16 protein-coding genes and 3 tRNA genes are annotated in these 19,329 nt (G+C 71.0%); 16 read left to right on the top strand and 3 right to left on the bottom strand.

Annotated features, from left to right (window positions below):
* Positions 1-23: 23 nt before the first annotated feature.
* A complete protein-coding gene (locus ACFWGP_RS10060) occupies positions 24-1,043 on the bottom strand; it encodes a LacI family DNA-binding transcriptional regulator (RefSeq protein WP_231428783.1) in 1,020 nt (339 codons plus the stop codon).
* Positions 1,044-1,247: 204 nt separating this feature from the next.
* Between ACFWGP_RS10060 and ACFWGP_RS10065 the strand changes: the two genes are divergently transcribed.
* The 4 genes from ACFWGP_RS10065 (at position 1,248) to ACFWGP_RS10080 (ending at position 3,885) form a co-directional block, all read left to right on the top strand.
* Positions 1,248-1,412: a hypothetical protein gene (locus ACFWGP_RS10065; RefSeq protein ID WP_231428782.1), complete on the top strand. Its 165-nt coding sequence runs from the start codon at positions 1,248-1,250 to the stop codon at positions 1,410-1,412.
* Between the two features lie 12 nt (positions 1,413-1,424).
* Complete coding sequence (locus ACFWGP_RS10070) at positions 1,425-2,201, top strand: PH domain-containing protein (RefSeq protein ID WP_231428781.1); 777 nt, start codon at positions 1,425-1,427, stop codon at positions 2,199-2,201.
* Positions 2,202-2,315: 114 nt separating this feature from the next.
* Entirely contained in the window at positions 2,316-3,656 is a 1,341-nt protein-coding gene (locus ACFWGP_RS10075; protein ID WP_376930827.1) for a hypothetical protein, read from the top strand.
* Between the two features lie 144 nt (positions 3,657-3,800).
* Positions 3,801-3,885, top strand: a tRNA-Tyr gene (locus ACFWGP_RS10080).
* A 69-nt stretch (positions 3,886-3,954) separates the two neighbouring features.
* Here ACFWGP_RS10080 and ACFWGP_RS10085 read toward each other — a convergent pair.
* Positions 3,955-4,392 carry a VOC family protein gene (locus tag ACFWGP_RS10085; RefSeq protein WP_376930828.1) on the bottom strand — a complete coding sequence of 146 codons (438 nt, stop codon included), beginning with the start codon at positions 4,390-4,392 and terminating at the stop codon, positions 3,955-3,957.
* Between the two features lie 35 nt (positions 4,393-4,427).
* On the opposite strand from ACFWGP_RS10085, the gene ACFWGP_RS10090 reads away from it, so the two are divergent.
* From ACFWGP_RS10090 to ACFWGP_RS10105, 4 genes are all read left to right on the top strand, one after another.
* Positions 4,428-4,901 carry a GNAT family N-acetyltransferase gene (locus tag ACFWGP_RS10090; RefSeq protein WP_376930829.1) on the top strand — a complete coding sequence of 158 codons (474 nt, stop codon included), beginning with the start codon at positions 4,428-4,430 and terminating at the stop codon, positions 4,899-4,901.
* A gap of 88 nt (positions 4,902-4,989) precedes the next feature.
* Positions 4,990-5,826, top strand: a complete 837-nt coding sequence (locus ACFWGP_RS10095) for an inositol monophosphatase family protein (protein WP_376930830.1) — start codon at positions 4,990-4,992, stop codon at positions 5,824-5,826.
* 831 nt (positions 5,827-6,657) lie between these two features.
* Positions 6,658-7,791, top strand: a complete 1,134-nt coding sequence (locus tag ACFWGP_RS10100; protein WP_376930831.1) for a M23 family metallopeptidase — start codon at positions 6,658-6,660, stop codon at positions 7,789-7,791.
* 430 nt (positions 7,792-8,221) lie between these two features.
* A complete protein-coding gene (locus ACFWGP_RS10105) occupies positions 8,222-9,085 on the top strand; it encodes an endonuclease domain-containing protein (RefSeq protein ID WP_376930832.1) in 864 nt (287 codons plus the stop codon).
* A gap of 222 nt (positions 9,086-9,307) precedes the next feature.
* Here the strand turns inward: ACFWGP_RS10105 and ACFWGP_RS10110 are convergent, their stop codons facing one another.
* Entirely contained in the window at positions 9,308-11,113 is a 1,806-nt protein-coding gene (locus ACFWGP_RS10110) for a glycoside hydrolase family 13 protein (RefSeq protein WP_376930833.1), read from the bottom strand.
* A gap of 240 nt (positions 11,114-11,353) precedes the next feature.
* Here ACFWGP_RS10110 and ACFWGP_RS10115 point away from each other — a divergent pair, with 240 nt between their 5' ends.
* The 8 genes from ACFWGP_RS10115 to ACFWGP_RS10150 all read left to right on the top strand — a co-directional run bounded on the left by ACFWGP_RS10115 (position 11,354) and on the right by ACFWGP_RS10150 (position 19,320).
* Positions 11,354-12,589 carry a maltose ABC transporter substrate-binding protein gene (locus ACFWGP_RS10115; RefSeq protein WP_231428774.1) on the top strand — a complete coding sequence of 412 codons (1,236 nt, stop codon included), beginning with the start codon at positions 11,354-11,356 and terminating at the stop codon, positions 12,587-12,589.
* A gap of 142 nt (positions 12,590-12,731) precedes the next feature.
* Complete coding sequence (locus ACFWGP_RS10120; protein WP_376930834.1) at positions 12,732-14,351, top strand: ABC transporter permease subunit; 1,620 nt, start codon at positions 12,732-12,734, stop codon at positions 14,349-14,351.
* Positions 14,352-14,443: 92 nt separating this feature from the next.
* Positions 14,444-15,376: a sugar ABC transporter permease gene (locus ACFWGP_RS10125; protein ID WP_374201154.1), complete on the top strand. Its 933-nt coding sequence runs from the start codon at positions 14,444-14,446 to the stop codon at positions 15,374-15,376.
* A 160-nt stretch (positions 15,377-15,536) separates the two neighbouring features.
* Entirely contained in the window at positions 15,537-17,444 is a 1,908-nt protein-coding gene (locus ACFWGP_RS10130; RefSeq protein ID WP_376930835.1) for an alpha-amylase family glycosyl hydrolase, read from the top strand.
* 129 nt (positions 17,445-17,573) lie between these two features.
* Positions 17,574-17,645: transfer RNA gene (locus tag ACFWGP_RS10135), tRNA-Thr, on the top strand.
* Between the two features lie 44 nt (positions 17,646-17,689).
* A tRNA-Met gene (locus ACFWGP_RS10140) sits at positions 17,690-17,766 on the top strand.
* Positions 17,767-17,853: 87 nt separating this feature from the next.
* The gene (locus ACFWGP_RS10145; protein WP_376930836.1) at positions 17,854-18,306 is read left to right on the top strand and encodes an HAD hydrolase family protein; all 453 of its coding nucleotides are present in this window, start codon (positions 17,854-17,856) and stop codon (positions 18,304-18,306) included.
* A 132-nt stretch (positions 18,307-18,438) separates the two neighbouring features.
* Positions 18,439-19,320: an alpha/beta fold hydrolase gene (locus tag ACFWGP_RS10150; protein WP_376930837.1), complete on the top strand. Its 882-nt coding sequence runs from the start codon at positions 18,439-18,441 to the stop codon at positions 19,318-19,320.
* Positions 19,321-19,329: the final 9 nt, after the last annotated feature.

Below are 19,329 nucleotides of genomic sequence, written 5' to 3' on the forward strand. Positions count from 1 at the left end.
AGTGACCGAGGCCCGGCGGAACGCTACTCGGGCGGCCGCGCCGTCGACGAGCGCACGCGCAGCTCGTACGGCAGCGGCGTCGCCGCCGGTGCGGGGGCGTCGCCGGTCGCGGGCTCGAGCTCGTCCATGAGGATCTCGGCGGCCTGCTCGCCCTGCAGCCGGGGGAACTGCGCGACCGTCGTCAGCCCGAAGAAGTCGGCGAGGTCGTGGTCGTCGATGCCGACGACCGACACGTCGCGCGGCACGACGAGGCCGAGGTCGCGCGCGGCGAGGATCGAGCCGATCGCCATCTCGTCGGAGGCCGCGAAGATCGCGGTCGGCCGGTCGTGCGGGGCGCCGAGCAACTGCTTCGTCGCGTGGTACCCGCCGCGAATGGTGAAGTCGGCCGGCGCGAACAGGCGCCCGTCGGGCTCGACGCCCGCGTCGCGCAGCGCCCCCTCGTAGCCGAGGCGCCGGTTCGTCGGCAGGTGGAAGTCGACGTCGAACTCGAGGTCGCCGCCGATGTGCGCGATGCGCCGGTGGCCGAGGCCGATGAGGTGCTCGGTCGCGAGGCGGGCGACCGCGACGTCGTCGATCGTGAGCGTGCGCACGCCGGGGATCGGCCCGCCGACGCCGACGAGCGGCTTGCCGAGCTCGTGCAGCCGGGCCACTTCGGGCTCGGTGAGCTCGAGCGACACCGCGATGACCGCGTCGACCCGCTGTCGCAGCAGGAAGTGCTCGAACACGCTCGCGCGCTCCTGCCCGTCGCCCGAGAGGTTGTAGAGCGTGAGGTCGTAGCCGTGCCGCAGCAGCGCCTGCTGCGCGCCCTCGAGCACCGACGAGAAGAACCAGCGGTTCAAGAACGGGATGACGACGCCGATGTTGCGCGTCCGGCCCGACGCGAGCGACGAGGCGTTCGACGACACGACGTAGCCGAGCCGCGCGGCGGCGTCGAGCACCTTCGCCTTCGACGCGGCCGACACGTGGCCGCGGCCGCTGAGCGCGCGCGACACGGTCGCGGTCGACACTCCCGCGAGCTTCGCGACCTCTTCGATGCCGGCCATGGCCCCTCATTCTCCGGCCCCGCCGAGCCCGTCGTCATGAGAAATCCTATCGGGCGAGGGAGGTCGGCGACCGGCCCCGACCCGGGCGCCGTGCGGCGCGCCGCCCCCGGCCCGAGGCATCCATGCGGTAAGAATGCCGGGTCAGGGCTGGCTCGTGGGGTGGCGGCATGCCATCGCACGAACATGAAGGGAAACGCAGAAACCATGAAGTTGGTCAAGCGCATACTCCTCGGCCTCGTCGTGGTCTTCGCCGCGTTCTACCTGATCACGCGCCCCGAGGACGCGGCCACCGCGGTGCAGGGCGCCGTCGACGCCGTGTTCAACGCCGTCGGCTCGATCGGCACGTTCTTCATGTCGCTCGTCTCCTAGCACGGAGCGCGCATGGGCTTCTTCGATCCGCACGTCGAGCGGCACCTCATCGCCGATGAGGGCGAGGTGATCGTCGACGAGGTCACCAAGCACTGGGCGGCGAACGTCGCGGCCGCGCTCGAGGTGGCGGCGGCGATCCCCGTGCTGCTGCTGCTCACGGTGCTGCCCTCGCCGGCGTACTTCATCCCGATCTTCGGAGCGCTCTTCCTCGTGCTCGACGGCGGCCGGCGCATCCTCGGCCGCCGCATGGACCGCTTCGTGGTGACGAACATGCGCGTGTTCCGGGTGCACGGCATCCTCTCGCAGCGCATCGCGACGATGCCGCTCACCCGAATCCTCGACATCTCGGTGCACAAGCCGATCATCGGTCGCGTGCTCAACTACGGCCACTTCATCTTCGAGTCGGCCGCGCAGGACCAGGGGCTGCGCGAGATCCGCTTCGTCGGATCGCCGGACCAGCGCGGGCTCACGATCCAGCGCGTCATCCAGCGGGCCGGCCTCCGGGGCGGCGGGCGCGGCGGCGCGGCGTCGGCGCTCATGACGGGGATGCCGCAGCAGGGCGATTCCGGCGAGCAGGGCCGCGTCGACGAACGCGAACCGCGCCCGTTCGACGACGGCGAGGCGCGCACACAGCCCGTGCCCGTCGTGAACGGCGAGCACCGGGGCTGGTTGTCGACCGCGCCGAGCGGTGGCGGCGACGCGAGCGGCACGGCGCCCATCCGCGCCGACGGCACCCGCCGCGACCAGGGCGACACGGCAGAGGCGCCGTGGTGGCGGCCCTCGAACTGAGCGGCATCGGGGGCGCGGCGGGGCGTCGGCCACGAGGCATCCACCGTCTGAACGATGCCGGCGCAGGCCGCGATGCGCTGGCGTCGCCCGCGCGCGTGTGCGAGCATGGCGGGCATGGCGAATCGGGGGACATCGCTCGCAGGGGCGGTCGGGGTCATCGCACTGACATTGGCGGGCGTTGCGGCGGGCGCGGCTGCGCCGGCTGCGGCGGTCGACCCGGCGACCGAGATCGGTGCCTATGCCGACTGGACCGTCGGCGGCTCGGCCAACGCCTTCACGGCGACAGGCACGCTGCCCGCATCGACGGGGTTCGGCGGGCCGATCACGCTCACGAGCGACAGCATCTCACTGGCCGAGGCGTCGGGGGCGAGCGCGTTCCTCAACGCGTCGACCGACTTCGGCACCGAGTACGGGTCGAGCCGACTGCAGCCCTACCTCACGATCCGTCCGAAGTCGGGGGCGCTCGCGCCCACCCCGCCGTCGGTCGGCAACCCGCCGCCGTCGCGCACTGTCGTCGACCTCGGCGCCGACCGTGGCGACGACTGGGGCTTCGTGCTCGGCGACGTCGACGCCGACTGGGTGTTCGTGACCGCGTTCGACGACACCGGAGCGCCGCTGCCGGTCTCGGCGCTCGGCGCGATGACGCCCGGCAACTACTGCGCCGCCGGGTCGCCGAAGCCGAGCACCTGCGCCGGGCCCGGCCCGTTCACCGACATTCCCCGTTGGGACGAGTCGGCGAACATCGACGACTACGGCATCGCCTTCGTGCCCGGGACGGTCGTCGGCAACTTCGACGACACGTCGGGCGCGTACCTCGGCTTCCGTCCAGACTCGTCGGTGCGTCGCGTCGAGCTGCTCTACGGCGCGGTCAACGGCTCGCCCTCGTACCAGCTCTGGATCGCCGCCGCCGCGGCGAAGACGACCATCACCGGCACCGTCGAGCTCGAGGACGGCGCACCGCCGCCCGCCGGCACCGTCGTCGAGATCGAGGATGCCTCCGGCGAACCCGTGCTCGACGTCACCGGTGAAGAGCTGCAGGTGCCCGTCGAGGACGACGGCACGTACACGGTCGACCTGCCGCAGGACGACAGCTACACCATCATCGTCGTGCCGCCGGCGGGGTTCACCCCGCCCGCGCCGGTGACCGTCGACGGCACCGAGGCCGAGGTGGTCGCGCCGCCGATCGTCGTCGAGCCGGTCGTCGTCACCCCGCCGTCGACCCCGCCGGCCTCGCCGCCCGCCTCGCCGCCCGCCTCGCCGTCGCCGGCCGCCTCGCCCGCCGCGGTCGCGGGCGAGCTCGCCGAGTCGGGGGCGAACGTCGCACCGTTCATCGCGATCGCCGCGGCCGTGATCGCCGCGGGCGCCATCGCGCTGCTCATCTCCCGCCGTCGCCGCACGGCGCCGGCGAAGCCCTCCGGCGACGCCCCGGCGAACGGTGAGGCCGACACGAAGTAGGTCCCGCCGAGCCGTGCTGCACGGTCGTGCGCCGGCCGGCTTCCGGCGCTCTTCGGGCCGGTCGGGCTTCGATTTCCGCGAGCGGGCCCTGACGGGTATCCTTGTCAGGCCCCCGGTTGTGTGCAGAACGTGGTCGGGTGCGATGGCGAGTTACCCAAGCGGCCAAAGGGATCTGACTGTAAATCAGACTGCATTGCATTCGGGGGTTCGAATCCCTCACTCGCCACCAGCAAGAACCCCGGTTTCCACCGGGGTTTTCGCGTATCCGGGCACGCGAAGGGGGCGGGCCGGCGCCGCGTCAGCCGAGCGATTCGGCGAGCGAGACGATGACGCCGGCCGGGCCGCGCAGGTAGCAGAGGCGGTAGTACCGCTCGTACTCGGCGATCTCGCCGACGAGCTCGCCGCCGTGCGCGCGCAGGCGGTCGACGGTGTCATCGATGTCGTCGACCTCGAACATGACGCTGCGCAGTCCGAGCAGGTTCGGCGTCGCGTTCGACGGCTCGGGCGTGAGCACCTCGGGGGAGCGGAACCGGGTGAGTTCGAGCCGGCCGCCGTCGGGCGCGACCATCATCACGATGTCGACGCGCACGTCGTCGATGCCGTTGACCCGGTCGACCCAGTCGCCCTCGACGGCTGCGCCGCCCTCGCGTTCGAGGCCGAGCTCGCCGAAGAACGCCGTCGCGGCCTCGAGGTCGTCGACGATGACACTGACGTGGTCCATTCGCTGCACCGCCATGACCCGAGCCTACGCGCGGCAATAGGATCGCGAACGTGCGCACGCTGGATCCCGTCGAACCGCATCCCCTCACCGAAGCCCATGCCGGTGAGCTCCTCACGCTGCAGCGCGCAGCCTACGTGTCGGAGGCGCAGCTGTACCTCGACGCGTTCCTGCCCGCGCTGACGCAGACGCTCGACGAGGTGCGGCGCGAGTTGCGGCATCCCGCGCTGGGGGTCACCCTCGACCGACGGCTCGTCGCGGCCGTGCGCTGGACGGTCGAGGGGCCGACCGCGCACATCGGGCGGCTCGTCGTCGCGCCAGACCAGCAGGGGCGCGGTCTCGGCACGACGCTGCTGCGCGCGGCCGAGGCGGCGAGCGGCGCCGAGTCGTTCGAACTGTTCACGGGGCACCTGAGCGCGGCGAACATCCGGCTGTACGAGCGCGAGGGGTACCGCGAGTTCCGGCGCCAAGCGCTGCGTCCCGGGGTGGAACTCGTCCACCTGCGAAAGGCGGGGGCGGCGGGCTGAACTCGGTCGCACCCACCCGGCTGCTCCGTCGGCCGCCGCGCGGCCGCGGCCGCTGTGCTCGATGGCGGGCGGGGCTAGCGTGGGAGGCATGACCGAGCGCGAGGCATCCGTCGACCCGACCGAACTGCCGGCGCTGCTCGCGCTCGTGCGCGATATCGCCGTACAGGCCGCGGAGTTCGCGGCCGCCGCCCGGCGCACCGGCGTCGAGGTCGCGGCGACGAAGTCGACGCCGACCGACGTGGTGACGGCGACCGACCGCGAGACCGAGGCGCTCATCCGGTCTCGTATCGCGGCGGCGCGGCCCGACGACGGCGTCCTCGGCGAAGAAGGCAGCATGCTCATCGGCACGAGCGGGCTCACTTGGGTCGTCGACCCGATCGATGGCACCGTCAACTTCCTCTACGGCCTGCCCGGGTGGGCGGTGAGCGTCGCGGTCGTGGCCGGCCCGCCCGAGCCGTCGAGCTGGCGCGCGCTCGCCGGCGTCGTCGTCAACCCGTCGACCGGCGAGGTGTTCGAGGCGTTCGCCGGCGGGGGAGCGCGGCTCGGCGACCGCGCGCTGCACGTCAACGAAGGGGTACCGCTCGGGCGGGCCCTCGTGGGCACCGGGTTCGGGTACTCGGCCGAGCGGCGTCGCGAGCAGGCCGAGGTGCTGCTCGGCGTGCTGCCGCAGGTGCGCGACATCCGGCGGGCGGGGTCGGCCGCGGTCGACCTCTGCGCGCTCGCCGCGGGCCGCCTCGACGCGTTCTACGAGCGCGGGCTCAACCCGTGGGACCATGCGGCCGGCGCCCTCATCGCGCGCGAGGCGGGGGCGCTCGTCGGAGGTCCGCGGGGCGGAAGCGAGAGCGACGAACTCGTCGTCGCCGCCGCGCCCGGGCTGTTCGAGGAGCTGTCGGCCGCGATCGCGGCAGCGGGCGAGCGCGGGTGAGGGTACGCCCGGCCTTGCGGGCTCCCGGTTTCGTCGCCGGCGCCGGTCGGCTGAAACGACCGTTCAGCGGAGGCGCCTACAACGAATACCGAACGTTCGCATGGTGTTCACGATCGATAACGGGTACCCTTTATCGAGTTGTTATCTCGGCGCTCGCGTCGCGATGAGTACCTCCCCTGCAAACCGCTCGTCCCCGACGCCGAAAGCCCCCACAACGTGCTCGAGTCCCCCCTCGTGCCCGACGGATCTTCGCCAGGCACCCAGGCTGCTGTGCGGCCCGAGCGACCCCTGACCCGTCGTGAGCTGCGCGAGCGCGAGGCGGCTGCGGCGCATCGGTACGAGGCCCCGGCCGGCGGGTCGGTTTCGCAGCACGGTGCCGGGGCTCCCGCCGGCCGGGCTTCGATGGCGCCGCAGGGCGGGGCGTACGCGGCTCCCGCTCCGGCCGCGTTCCCCGCTGCTGCTGCTGCGCCTGCGTTCCCGCCTGCGCCTGCGTTCCCGGCTGCGCCTGTTGCGACGGCCGCCTCGGCCGCTGTTGCACCGGCCCCTGTTGCGCCGGCGTCGGCCCCGGTCGTGCCGAAGGCGGATGCCTCGCTGTCCGTTCCCGCCGCGGCACCGCGTCGTCCGGCCTTCGACGACCTCTTCGCCGACTTGTCGAGCCCCGAGCCCCAAGCCCCCTCGCGTTCGGCCGAGAACGCCGCTCCGGCTGTCGCTCCGGCACCAGCCGCGCCCGCAGCGCAGCCGACTCGAGTCATCCCCGCTCGCCCCGTCGTCTCCGCCGAAGCCCCGATGCGACCAGCGGCGCCTGCGGCGACTCCCGTAGCAGTGTCTGCCATGTCCGCTCCGGTAGCAGCGCCCGCCGCGCCGACTCCCGCGGCAGCGCCTGCCGCGTCGACGCCCGCCGCCGTGCCGGCCGTGTCGACCCCGGTCGCCGCACCCATCCCGGCCACCGCGGTGCCCGCTCCGGCTGCCGCTCGCGGCGACTCGGCCGTCGACGACCTCGCCGCGCTCATCGCAGGGACAGACCTTCTGCCCGCCGACTCGCACGCCGCGACCGAGCTCGCGGCGTCGACGTCGGGCGCCACGGCCTCCCGTCGCCGGGATCGCTCGGGCGCGGTTCCCGAGGGCGTCCACCCCGCGGCATCCGCCCGTCGTTCGAAGCGTGCGCCGCAGCGCGGTGCCGCGAGCGGCGCCGGCCCCGCGGCATCCACGCCCGGTGAACGCAACGCGCCGACGCGACCTGCCGCGACGCGCGCACCGCGCCGTGTCGGCCGTCGTCTCGCACCGGTCGTCGCGATGGGCTTCGCGGCGGCGCTCGCGGTGACCACCTCGGTTCCGGCGATGTCGCTCATGACGCCTGCCGAGGTGCAGGCGATGGCGCTCGAGAGCACCAACTCGACGACGATCGACGGACAGCGCGTCGAGATCGCCGACGGCGTGGTCGCCGAGGGCGTCGACAGCGAGGGCTACAAGACGCAGACGATCGAGGAGTACGCCGAGGCTGCCGGTATCCGCCCCGAGGCGACCTTCACGAACAACCCGGCGGGCACGATCCAGTGGCCCTTCGCGATCGGCGTGCACATCGGCGACCGCTTCGGCTACCGCGACTGCGCCGGCTGCTCGAGCGACCACCACGGGCAGGACTTCAACCCCGGCTACGGCGCCGAGATCCAGTCGATCGCCGACGGCGTCGTCGTCAACTCGACCGACGAGGGCGGATCGCTCGGCACGGTCGTCATGATCGACCACCAGATCGACGGGCAGACCGTCACGAGCGTCTACGCGCACATGATCTCGGGCTCGCGCCTCGTCGAAGAGGGCGACACCGTCGAGGTCGGCCAGGTCATCGGGCAGACCGGCAACACCGGCATGTCGACCGGTCCGCACCTGCACTTCGAGATCCGCATCGGCGGCATGGACGGCGAGTGGGTCGACCCGCTCGAGTGGCTGTACGCGAACACGAACTGAGTCGCGGCGAGGCTCGGCCGGCTTGGGGCCGGCTGCGTGAGCGCAGTTGCAGGACGAGCCGGTCGGTTGAGGCTGTGCACGCTGTGCCGGCCGCGATGTCCTGCAACTTGGTGGACAGGGCGCTGCCAGCCGGTAGCCGTTGCAGGATGAGCCGGTCGGCAGCGACTCTGCAGGCGGGGTCGGCCGCATCGTCCTGCAACTTCGATCGGCCCGGGTTGTCCACAGTTTCGGATGCGCCCGCTCGAGCCCGTCATCGTGCCCGCAGACTCGACGGATGCGGAACGATTCTCGAACGGTGGCCGGCTGGATACGGCGGAGCGGTGGCGCAGTCCCGGTGCGAGAGCTCGATGCAGCCGGCATCCGACGTGACCAGCTGAGCGACGCGGTCGCCGACGGGGCAGTGTTCCGCGTCAGGCAGCGATGGTATGCAGTGCCGGATGCCCCGACCGATGTCGTCCGGGCGGTTCGCGTCGGCGGCGCGGCGACCGCCGCGTCCGTCGCGAAGATCCATGGGCTCTGGGAGGTCGGCACCGACGACGTGCTGCACGTGCGCGTGCATCGTTCGGCCTCACGGCTGAAGTCGCCGACGTCGGCCACCGGCGCGCCGCACGACCCTGCGGCGAACGCCACGGCACGAGCGAATCCTCCCGCTCCGCTCGACGCGGCTCGTGACGACGTCTGTGTGCACTACCGCTCCGATCCGCCCATCCGAAGCGGGCGTGATCCGCTGGCAGTGGCGCTGGCCGAGATGCTGCATTGCACACCGACCGCATCGGTGATCGCCACGGTCGACTCGGCGCTCGCGCGAGGCGAGGTGGCGCTCGCAGAGATCCGTGCGGTGGCGGGCCCGTCTCGTCGTCGCATCCTGGATCGCTGTTCCGACGGGTCGGAGTCGGGCACCGAGACGAAGGTGCGACTGTTGCTGCGGGCGCGCAACATCGCGCATCGCACGCAGGTGTCGATTGCGCGCGTCGGGCGAGTCGACCTCCTCGTCGGCGATCGGCTCGTCATCGAGGTCGACGGGTCGCGGCATCACTCCGGCCGCGAGGAGTTCGAGAACGATCGGCGACGTGACTTCGAGCTGGCGATGCGCGGGTACGTCGTGCTTCGGTTGAGCTACAGCATGGTCGTCGACGAATGGGAGGTCACGAGCCGCGGCATCCTCGCCCTCATCGCACGCGGCGAGCACCGCTGGGGCGTGCGGAGCGCGCCGTCCGTCGGTCTCGACGTTGCGCTGCGCCGGCTGGACCGGTACGACGACGCCGCGCCCGCCGCGCAGTTCGCAGGTCGCTGAAGTTCGAAGTTGCAGGACTCTCCCGTCGGCAGCCCGGCATGCGGGTGTGCCGGTCGGCTGATCCTGCAGCTCGGCCGGGATGCCTCGCCGAGTGCCCTCACTCGAAGGCGAGTCTTGGGCCGGTTACCGGTCACAGGATGAGCCGGCCAGGAGGCCCGTATTCGGGTGTGCCGGTCGGCTGATCCTGCAACTGTGCCGCGAACGCCCGCCCGGCGCGGCCCGCTACGCGCGCAGCCAGACCGTCGTGTCGGGCGGCAACAGGCGGGATGCCTCGTCGATGGGTCCGCTCGCGACGAGCACGTCGCCCGCGGGCAGCGTCACAGGCGACGTGCCCGTGTTCGCGACCACGACGACGTCGCCGTTGCGGAACGAGAGCACACCGGCACCGGCACCAGCGCCGCCCTCGGCCGAGACCCACTCGAGCGACCCGGCCGCGAGCCCGTGCTCCCGACGCAGCGCGAGCAGCGAACGGTAGAGCGAGAGCGTCGAGTCGGGGTCGCCCTGCTGCACGTCGCGCGCGAGCGCGGCCCATTGGGCGGGCTGCGGCAGCCACGAGGCATCCGTCGGCCCGAAGCCGTACGACGGTGCCGAAGACGACCACGGCAGGGGAACGCGGCATCCGTCGCGGCCGTACCGCTCGTGGTCGGTGCGGAACCACGTCGGGTCCTGCCGGGCGTCGTCGGGCAGGTCGATGACCTCGGGCAGGCCGAGCTCCTCGCCCTGGTAGAGGTAGGCCGAGCCGGGCAGCGCGAGCATGAGCGCGGTCGCGGCCCGGGCGCGGCGCAGGCCGTCGGCGTAGGCGGGGATGCCGCGCGAGCGCGGCCCGAGGCCGTGGCCCTGCGGGTTCGGCTCGGTGACCGAGAGGCGCGTCGCGTGGCGCACGACGTCGTGGTTCGAGAGCACCCACGTCGAGGGGGCGCCGACGCTGCCGAACGCGGTGAGCGAGTCGTCGATCACGCGGCGCAGCGCATCGGCCTGCCACGGCGTCTCGAGGTAGGCGAAGTTGAACGACTGGTGCATCTCGTCGGGCCGCACCCAGTTCGCGAGCTTCGCGAGCGGGTCGACCCACGCCTCGGCCGCGAGGATGCGCTCGCCCGGGTACTCGTCGAGCAGCGTGCGCCAGTCGCGGAAGATCTCGTGCACGCCCTCCTGTGCCCAGTACGGGGCGAGGTCGTCGGCTTCGGTCGAGATCTCGGGCTCGAGGGGCACGCCGACGGATGCCTCGGCGCCGGCGCCGTGCGCCGTGCCGACGTCGTGCAGCCCCGCCGCGCCCGCATCGGCCGCCGCCATGGCGACCGCGCCCGCAGGGGCGTCGGCCGCGACGCCACCCGCGCCGCCCATGCTGCCGCCGTCGGCGGGCGGGGTGTAGTCGGGCAGGCCGTCGGCCTTGACCATGCCGTGGGCGACGTCGACCCGGAAGCCGTCGACGCCCCGGTCGAGCCAGAACCGCAGGATGCGCCGGAACTCCTCGCGCACCTCTTCGTTGGTCCAGTCGAAGTCGGGCTGCGACGAGTCGAAGATGTGCAGATACCACTGGCCGGGGGTGCCATCGGCCTCGCTGACGCGGGTCCACGCGGGGCCGCCGAAGACCGACTCCCAGTTGTTCGGCGGCTCGTCGCCACCGGGGCCGCGGCCGTCGCGGAACAGGTAGCGCGCACGCTCGGCGCTGCCGGCCGGTGCGGCGAGGGCGGCCTGGAACCACTCGTGGCGGTCGCTCGAGTGGTTCGGCACGAGGTCGACGATGACGCGGATGCCTCGCGCGTGCGCCGCTTCGACCATGGCGTCGAAGTCGGCGAGGGTGCCGAAGCGCGGGTCGACGTCGCAGTAGTCGGCGACGTCGTAGCCGGCGTCCTTCTGGGGCGAGGTGTAGAAGGGCGAGAGCCAGATGGCGTCGATGCCGAGCTCTTCGAGCGCGCCCAGGCGCGAGGTGATGCCGGCCAGGTCGCCCATGCCGTCGCCGTTCGCGTCGGCGAAGGAGCGGGGGTAGATCTGGTAGATCGCGGCAGTGCGCCACCATTCGGAAGTCATGTCCGAAACTGTACGACATCTCCATACCGGATGGAAACGCTTGCAGTTCACACGAGTCGCACAACCATCACGAACTGGTATCGATCGCGGCATCCCGGTTTTGTAATGCGCGCAACGCAAGGTATATCTGTAATCGCTTGCAATCGCGAGCATCAATTGCAGAACGGCCTTTCGGGCGCGGTCGGCATCAGAGCCACCGGCGAAGGCGCCGATCTCACGCACACTGAGAAGGACACACCAATGAGGGTGAACAGGAAGAGCCTGCTTGCGGCCGGTGCGATCGCAGCCGTCGCCGCTCTCGGACTCGCCGGTTGCGCGGGCAGCGGCAGCGGTTCGGACGACAAGTCGAGCGCGAGCGGTTCGCTGACGGTCTGGGTCGACGCCGAGCGCGTGGACGCGCTGAAGGGCGCGGCCGAGGCGTACCAGGACAAGACCGGCATCGAGGTCAAGCTCGTCGGCAAGGACAACGCCGACATCAAGAGCGACTTCATCCAGCAGGTTCCGACCGGCAAGGGCCCCGACGTCGTCATGGGCGCACACGACTGGCTCGGCGAGCTCTCGACGAACGGCGTCGTGGCGCCGCTCGAGCTCGGCGACTCGGCAGCCGACTACCTCCAGGTGGCGATCGACGCCTCGACCTACGAGGGCACCGTCTACATGCTGCCCTACGCCGTCGAGAACCTCGCGATGCTGCGCAACGCCGACCTCGTGCCCGAGCCCGCCTCGAGCTTCGACGACATGCTCGCGAAGGGCAAGGCCGCCGGCCTCACCCAGCCGTTCGTCGTCGAGCAGGGCGCCGAGGGCAACCCGTACCACCTCTACCCCTTCCAGACCGCGTTCGGCGCCCCCGTGTTCGGCAGCGACGCCGAGGGCTACAACCCCGACGACCTGCAGCTGGGCAACTCGGGCGGCGAGCAGTTCGCCACCTGGCTCGGCTCGCAGGGCAAGAACGGCACCGGCGCGTTCAACACCGACATCGACGGCGACATCGCGAAGGACGCGTTCACGACCGGCAAGGCGGCCTTCTGGCTGACCGGCCCGTGGAACGTCGGCGCGGCCGTCGACGCCGGCATCAACGTCGCGATCGACCCGATCCCCAGCCCGACCAGCGAGGTCGCCCAGCCGTTCGCCGGCGTCAAGGGCTTCTTCGTCTCGGCCGAGTCGAAGAACAAGGTCGCCGCGAACGACTTCCTCGTGAACTACATCGGTACCGAGGACGTGCAGCTCGAGCTGTTCAAGGCCGGCAACGTCCTGCCCGCGCTCACCGCCGCCGCCGAGACCGCCTCGAGCGACCCGATCGTCGCGGGCTTCGCGACCGTCGGCGCCGACGCCGTGCCGATGCCGGCCATCCCGGCCATGGGCCAGGTGTGGCAGTACTGGGGCATCGCCGAGGCCGCCATCATCAACGGGGCCGACCCGGTCGCGACGTGGCAGAAGCTCGCCTCCGACGTGCAGGCGGCGATCGACGCCGGCTGATCGGTGACTCCGTCGGTCGAGTAGCGACGAAGGAGCGCATCGAGACCACCTCACGTGGTCTCGATGCGCGTCCTCCTTCGTCGGGTGCTACTCGACCGGCGGTTCCGTTCATCCCAGACGCGACACGAAAGACCAGGCAATCATGAGCACCGCGACCGACGACGTCCGCGAAGACGCCCCACCGAAGCCAACGAAGCAGCAGCGTCGTGCGGCGAACATCGCCGACGAGGCATCCGGCGGCATCAAGGTGCTGCTCGTGAAGCTCGTCGGGCTCGGCATCGTCGACGCGCTCGCGCTCTACGCCGTGTTCGTGCTCGCCATGCACGAGCAGTGGATCGTGCTCGGCCTCGTCGCCGCGGTCACCGTGATCGTCAACTGGATCTACTTCTCGCGCAAGAAGCTGCCGGCGAAGTACCTGACGCCCGGGGTCATCTTCCTCGTCGTGTTCCAGGTCTTCGTGCTCGGCTACACGGCGTACATCGCCTTCACCAACTACGGCACCGGCCACAACGGTTCGAAGGAGCAGGCGGTCTCGTCGCTCATGGCCTCGTCGCTCGAGCGGGTGCCCGACTCGCCCACGTACGGCGTCATGGTCGTCGAACGGGCCGGCGAGCTCGGCCTGCTCGTCACCGACCCCGAGGGCGAAGCCCTGGTGGGCACCAACGAGGAGCCGCTGCACGAGGCATCCGGCGCCGAATTCGACGGCGACCTCGCCGTCTCGGCCGAGGGCTGGACCTCGTTGAAGTTCGCCGACGTGCTGGCCCGCACCGACGAGGTGACGGCCCTCGCGGTGCCGTACTCGGAGGACCCGAACGACGGGGCGATCCGCACGCCCGACGGCTCGAAGGGATACCTCTACACGTCGACCCTCGAGTACGACGCCGAGGCCGGCACCATGACCGACCTCGAGACCGGCACCGTCTACAGCGACACCGGGGTCGGCGCGTTCACCGCCGAGAACGGCGACGAGCTGCTGCCCGGCTGGCAGATCACGATCGGCTTCGACAACTTCGTGCGAGCCGTCACCGACACCCGCCTCGCGGGTCCGCTCGTCTACGTCACCCTGTGGACCTTCGCGTTCGCGCTCATCTCGGTCGCGTCGACGTTCTTCCTCGGGCTGTTCCTCGCGATCACGTTCAACGACATGCGCATGCGGGGGCGCAAGGGCTACCGCGTGCTCATGATCCTGCCGTACGCGATCCCGTCGTTCCTCTCGGCGCTCGTCTGGGCGGGCATGATGAACAAGAGCTTCGGCTTCATCAACCAGGTGCTGCTCGGCGGCGCCGATGTGCCGTGGCTGACCGACCCGACGCTCGCGAAGGTGTCGATCATCATCGTGAACCTGTGGCTCGGGTTCCCGTACATGTTCCTCGTCTGCACGGGCGCGCTGCAGTCGATCCCCGAGGAGCTGCAGGAGGCCGCGACGGTCGACGGTGCGAAGCCGTGGGCGATCTTCCGGCTCATCAAGCTGCCGCTGCTGCTCGTGTCGGTCGCGCCGCTGCTGATCGCGTCGTTCGCGTTCAACTTCAACAACTTCAACACCATCTACATGTTGACCGACGGCGGGCCGCGCGACGCGAACGCGCCGATACCCGTCGGCTTCACCGACATCCTGATCACGATGGTCTACAAGGTCGCGTTCACGGGCGAGAACCGCGACTACGGTCTCGCGAGCGCCTACTCGATCATCATCTTCATCGTCGTCGCGGTGATCTCGATCATCGCCTTCCGCCGCACCAAGAGCCTCGAGGAGCTGAACTGATGGCCGCTCGCAAGGTCAAGCCCGGGTCGGTTCCCGGCCCCGGCGTCGTCGCACCCACGGGCGTCGGGCTCGCCGTCGCCGAGATGGAGGAGATGGATGCCTCGACCCGCGCCCACGCGTCGGTCGGCGGCCCCGGCGGCGGTTCGCCCGTCGAGCTGCCCAAGCGGCCGTTCAACTTCAGCCGCTGGTTCTGGGCGACCGGCTGGCGGCACGTCGTCGGCGTCATCATGGTCGTGTTCGCGCTGTTCCCGATCATGTTCGTGGTGTCGTCGTCGCTCAACCCGCACGGCACGCTGACCGGCTCGAACGCGCTGTTCTCGCAGATCGGGCTCGACAGCTACGTGCGGATCCTCACCGACCCGCAGGTGCCGTTCACGACCTGGTTCGGCAACACGCTCATCATCGCGGGCATCACGGCCGTGTGCACCGTGTTCCTCGGGGCGCTCGCCGCGTACTCGTTCTCGCGCATGCGATTCACCGGACGCCGGTTCGGGCTCATCTCGATCGTCGTGGTGCAGATGTTCCCGCAGCTGCTCGCGGTCGTCGCGATCTTCCTGCTGATGTCGTCGATCGGCGACCTGTTCCCGGCGATCGGCCTGAACACGCACGTGGGCCTCATCATGGTCTACCTCGGCGGCGCGCTCGGCGTGAACACGTACCTCATGTACGGCTTCTTCAACACGGTGCCGGCGTCGATCGACGAGGCCGCGAAGCTCGACGGCGCGGGCCATGCGCGCATCTTCTTCACGATCATCCTGCGGCTCGTCGCGCCCATCCTCGCGGTCGTCGCGCTGCTGTCGTTCATCGCCTCGGTGAACGAGTTCGTCGTGGCATCCGTGCTGCTCGTCGACACCGAGAAGCAGACGCTCGCCGTGGGCCTCACGAAGCTCGTGTCGAACCCGCGCTACGCCGACTGGAGCGCGTTCTCGGCCGGCGCAGTGATGGCGGCGCTGCCGGTCGTGGCGCTCTTCCTCTTCCTGCAGAAGTACATCGTCGGCGGGCTGACCGCGGGCGCGGTGAAGTAGGGACTGAGGACGACTTACAGGATGAGCCGGTCGGTACCCGCGCATACGGCGGTGTCGGCCGGCTCATCCTGTCGAATCATCGTGGATGCCTCGGCGCCGGCCGACCCCCGCCGGGGTCGCGCTCCGCGGCTCTGACAGTGGCCTACGAGAGGATGCCTCCATGCTGACGCCCCACCACGACGGATCGCCGCTGCACGTCTCGACGCAGAACCCCGCGCTCGGCGAGACCGTGCGCGTCAGGCTGCGCGTGCCCGAGGGCGCGGTCGCCGCCGACGGCACGCCGATCGGCGGACTCGCGTGGGTCGGCACGCGCTCCAACCCGAACCGCGAGCCGCGGTTCGACGAGGCGCGGCTCGTGTCCGAGGCATCCACCGTCGACGGCTGGTCGTGGTGGGAGGCCGAGGTCGAGGTCGAGAACCCGGTGCACGGTTACCGGTGGCTCCTCGTCGGCGACGACGGGCGGCAGCACTGGCTGAACCAGGTCGGGCTGTCGGGCGTCGAGACGCGCGACCGCGACGACTTCAAGCTCGTCGCGCATGCCGCCGCGCCCGACTGGGTCGCCGAGAGCGTGCTGTACCAGGTGTTCCCCGACCGGTTCGCGAAATCGCAGCGGGCGCCCTTCGACGAGCTCAGCGAGCGGGGCGAGCTGCCCGAGTGGGCGATCGCCGCCGAATGGGGCGACGCGCTCGACCCGGTTCCGCCGGGGCGGTCGAAGCAGGTGTTCGGCGGCGACCTCGACGGGGTGCGCGAGAAGCTCGACCACCTCGCCGGGCTCGGCGTGAACCTCCTGTACCTGACGCCGGTCTTCCCGGCTCGGTCGAACCACCGCTACGACGCGTCGACGTTCGACCGCGTCGACGACCTGCTCGGCGGCGACGACGCGCTCGTGCGGCTCGTCGAGGCGGCGCATGCCCGAGGCATCCGCGTCATCGGCGACCTCACGTCGAACCACTCCGGCGATGCGCACGAGTGGTTCCGCGCGGCGCAGGCCGACCACGGGTCGGCCGAGCGCGAGTTCTACTACTTCCGCGACGACCGGGCCGAGGGCGGTCACGGCTACGAATCGTGGCTCGGGGTGCCGAGCCTGCCGAAGTTCGACTGGTCGTCGGGCGAGCTGCGTCGCCGCTTCGTCGAGGGCCCCGACTCCGTCGTCGCGAAGTACCTGAAGGCGCCGTACTCGCTCGACGGCTGGCGCATCGACGTCGCGAACATGACCGGGCGCCTCGGCGACGTCGACCTCAATGCCGAGGTGCGCGCGGCGATCCGGCGCACGATGCTCGAGGTCGATCCCGACACGATGCTCATCGGCGAGTCGACGAACGACGGCGCCGACGACTTCCAGGGCGACGCATGGCACGGGGCGATGACGTACGCGCCGTTCACCCGCCCCCTCTGGAGCTGGCTGCAGGAGCCGGGCAGCCCGGCCGGCGGCGGCATCGGCTTCGCGCTCGGCCGAGTGCCGACGTTCACCGGGGGCCAATTCGTCGAGGCGCACCTGCGCTTCGCCGCCGGCTATCCGTGGCGCACCCGCCTCGGCACCATGAACGCCCTCGACACGCACGACACCCCGCGCTTCGCGACGCACGCGCGGCCCGCCACCGCGCCGGTGGCGTTCGGGCTCGCGGTGACGATGCCGGGCGTGCCCGTGGTCTGGGCGGGCGACGAGTTCGGCCTCACCGGCGTCGACGGCGAGGCCTCGCGCACGCCGATGCCGTGGGGGAGCGAAGGCGACCCCGAGGTCGCGCCGGTGCTCGCGGCCTATCGCGAGCTCATCGCACTGCGTCGCGAGCATCCGGTGCTCGCGACGGGCGGCATCCGCTGGCTCGCGGTCGGCGACGACGCGGTGGCGTTCGTGCGCGAATCGGCCGAGGCATCCGTGCTCGTCTTCGCCTCGCGCGCGGCGGCGACGCTGTCGTTCGCGGCCGGCGCGGTGACCGGTGCGGATGCCGCAGCTCGCCTGTACGGAATGGCGGGGCTCGAGACATCCGAGGGCGGGGTCGTGCTCTCGGCCGACGGTCCGTCGTTCGCCGTGTGGGCGCTGCCGGGAGTGGTGGCGCCGGGCTCGTGAGCCGCGGCGCGACGGCGGTCGGGCACCGCGCCCGAGCCTCGGCGACGATGCCCGGCGTCATGTCGCCCGGTGGTACGAAGCACCCCTCGAGAGGTGATATCCTCGTCTGGTTGCCGATTCTCGGCACACGCCCCGATAGCTCAGTGGTAGAGCACTTCCATGGTAAGGAAGGGGTCGTCAGTTCAATCCTGACTCGGGGCTCTGGTTCTCGGTTCGAGCGTTCGCGTTTCGGCCGGAAGCCTCGCGGCGGGGTAGCTCAGGTGGTTAGAGCACACGGCTCATAATCGTGGTGTCGCGGGTTCGAGTCCCGCCCTCGCTACCAGAAATCTGGGGTTGATCTGGGGTTTCTTGTCCTATCGAAGGGCAAGGACTCAACGCTTTTCCGTCGAGCGTCCGTCCGCCGAGGTCGATGCGATGGCGGGAACTCCGCCGCTCCTCGATCGCATCGTTGCCGGCGCCCTCCGCGCCGCAGCGGCAGCCCGACCTCGAGGTCCGCTCGGGCGGTTCGACCTCGGCCGACATCACGAACCGCGGCATCGACAAGGCCCACGGCATGACGCGGCTCGCCGAGCAGGCCGGCATCCCGCTCGACACTATGCTCTTCGTCGGCGACCGTCTCGACGAGCAGGGCAACGACTACCCCGTGCTCGCCATGGGCATCGAATGTCGTGCCGTAACCGGCTGGGAAGACACGGTCGCCTACCTTCGAGGCGCTAGTGCCGTCACTTGCGCCGCATCTCGTTGCGGTAGTCCTGCCCGGCGGATCTGGACGGCGAGCACGGCTCGTTCGCGGCGAGGAGAACACCCGGTCGTGGCAAGGCAGCAGTGCATTGTCGGAAGGATTCGGCGCCCGGTGTTCTAGCGGTCCCCGGCGAGCTCCTCCCCGCCGGCCCGAGTCGGGTGCGCAGCGGCGCCGCATGGACCGTCGAAATGGCGTGAAGTCAGTGTTATAGTCAACGTCATTGACAAGCAACGATGCTGAGTGGAGCGGCCGATGGTGTGGTTCGAAGGTCACCGGGTGAACGTCGAAGTCGACGGCGCGGTCTCCGTGGGGGCGACCCTGAGCGGCGATGGGCCACCGGTGCTGCTTCTGCACGGCTACCCGCAGACGCGCTCGATGTGGCGTCTCGTCGCTCCCTTGCTCGCCGAGCACTTCACGGTCGTCGCGAGTGACCTGCGGGGCTACGGCGATTCGGCCAAGCCCGCCGGTGAGGTCTACGACAAGCGCGCCATGGCTGCCGACCAGCTAGCGCTCATGCGGTCGCTCGGTTTCGAGCGTTTCGCGGTGGTCGGGCACGACCGTGGCGGACGGGTCGGTCATCGGCTCGCGCTCGACGCCCCTGACGCGGTGACATCCCTCGCGGTACTGGACATCGTGCCGACCCTGCACATGTTCGAGCATGTCGACCGAACGATGGCCACGAGCTACTTCCATTGGTTCTTCCTCACCCAGGGCGGGGGGCTGCCTGAGAAGCTGATCGGTTCGGAACCGCGGGCCTGGCTCGAGAGTCGCTTCCGTGGCCGCGCGCTGCGGCCCGGGGTGTTCCCGGCTGAGGTGATGGACGAATACGAACGCTGTTTCGACAGTGCCACGGTCGCCGCATCCTGCGCCGACTACCGTGCCGCCGCCGGAACCGACCTCGAGCATGACCGTCTCGACCGCGCTGATGGTCGAGTGGTCGATGCGCCCGTCCTCGCGCTCTGGGGCGAGGCGAGCTATGTCGGCCGCAACTTCGATGTCCTGTCGGTCTGGCGAGGGTTCGCCGCTCGAGTCGAGGGCCGGGCGATCTCGGCCGACCACTATCTCGCCGAAGAAGCCCCGGTCGAGACCGCCGCGGCGCTGAACCAGTTCCTCGGTAGCGAAGGAGCAGCGTGAGCGCCGGGG

It is taken from the genome of Agromyces sp. NPDC127015, assembly GCF_042725165.1.
Lineage (GTDB): Bacteria > Actinomycetota > Actinomycetes > Actinomycetales > Microbacteriaceae > Agromyces > Agromyces chromiiresistens.

Excerpts from the sequence above, each read along its gene's own strand:
- ACFWGP_RS10095 (WP_376930830.1), top strand. The coding sequence starts at position 4,990 with ATGACCGAGCGCGAGGCATCCGTCGACCCGACCGAACTGCCGGCGCTG.
- ACFWGP_RS10085 (WP_376930828.1), bottom strand. The coding sequence starts at position 4,392 with ATGGCGGTGCAGCGAATGGACCACGTCAGTGTCATCGTCGACGACCTC.
- ACFWGP_RS10100 (WP_376930831.1), top strand. The coding sequence starts at position 6,658 with ATGTCCGCTCCGGTAGCAGCGCCCGCCGCGCCGACTCCCGCGGCAGCG.
- ACFWGP_RS10060 (WP_231428783.1), bottom strand. The coding sequence starts at position 1,043 with ATGGCCGGCATCGAAGAGGTCGCGAAGCTCGCGGGAGTGTCGACCGCG.
- ACFWGP_RS10120 (WP_376930834.1), top strand. The coding sequence starts at position 12,732 with ATGAGCACCGCGACCGACGACGTCCGCGAAGACGCCCCACCGAAGCCA.
- ACFWGP_RS10075 (WP_376930827.1), top strand. The coding sequence starts at position 2,316 with ATGGCGAATCGGGGGACATCGCTCGCAGGGGCGGTCGGGGTCATCGCA.
- ACFWGP_RS10130 (WP_376930835.1), top strand. The coding sequence starts at position 15,537 with ATGCTGACGCCCCACCACGACGGATCGCCGCTGCACGTCTCGACGCAG.
- ACFWGP_RS10145 (WP_376930836.1), top strand. The coding sequence starts at position 17,854 with ATGCGATGGCGGGAACTCCGCCGCTCCTCGATCGCATCGTTGCCGGCG.
- ACFWGP_RS10110 (WP_376930833.1), bottom strand. The coding sequence starts at position 11,113 with ATGACTTCCGAATGGTGGCGCACTGCCGCGATCTACCAGATCTACCCC.
- ACFWGP_RS10115 (WP_231428774.1), top strand. The coding sequence starts at position 11,354 with ATGAGGGTGAACAGGAAGAGCCTGCTTGCGGCCGGTGCGATCGCAGCC.
- ACFWGP_RS10070 (WP_231428781.1), top strand. The coding sequence starts at position 1,425 with ATGGGCTTCTTCGATCCGCACGTCGAGCGGCACCTCATCGCCGATGAG.
- ACFWGP_RS10125 (WP_374201154.1), top strand. The coding sequence starts at position 14,444 with ATGGATGCCTCGACCCGCGCCCACGCGTCGGTCGGCGGCCCCGGCGGC.
- ACFWGP_RS10150 (WP_376930837.1), top strand. The coding sequence starts at position 18,439 with ATGGTGTGGTTCGAAGGTCACCGGGTGAACGTCGAAGTCGACGGCGCG.
- ACFWGP_RS10065 (WP_231428782.1), top strand. The coding sequence starts at position 1,248 with ATGAAGTTGGTCAAGCGCATACTCCTCGGCCTCGTCGTGGTCTTCGCC.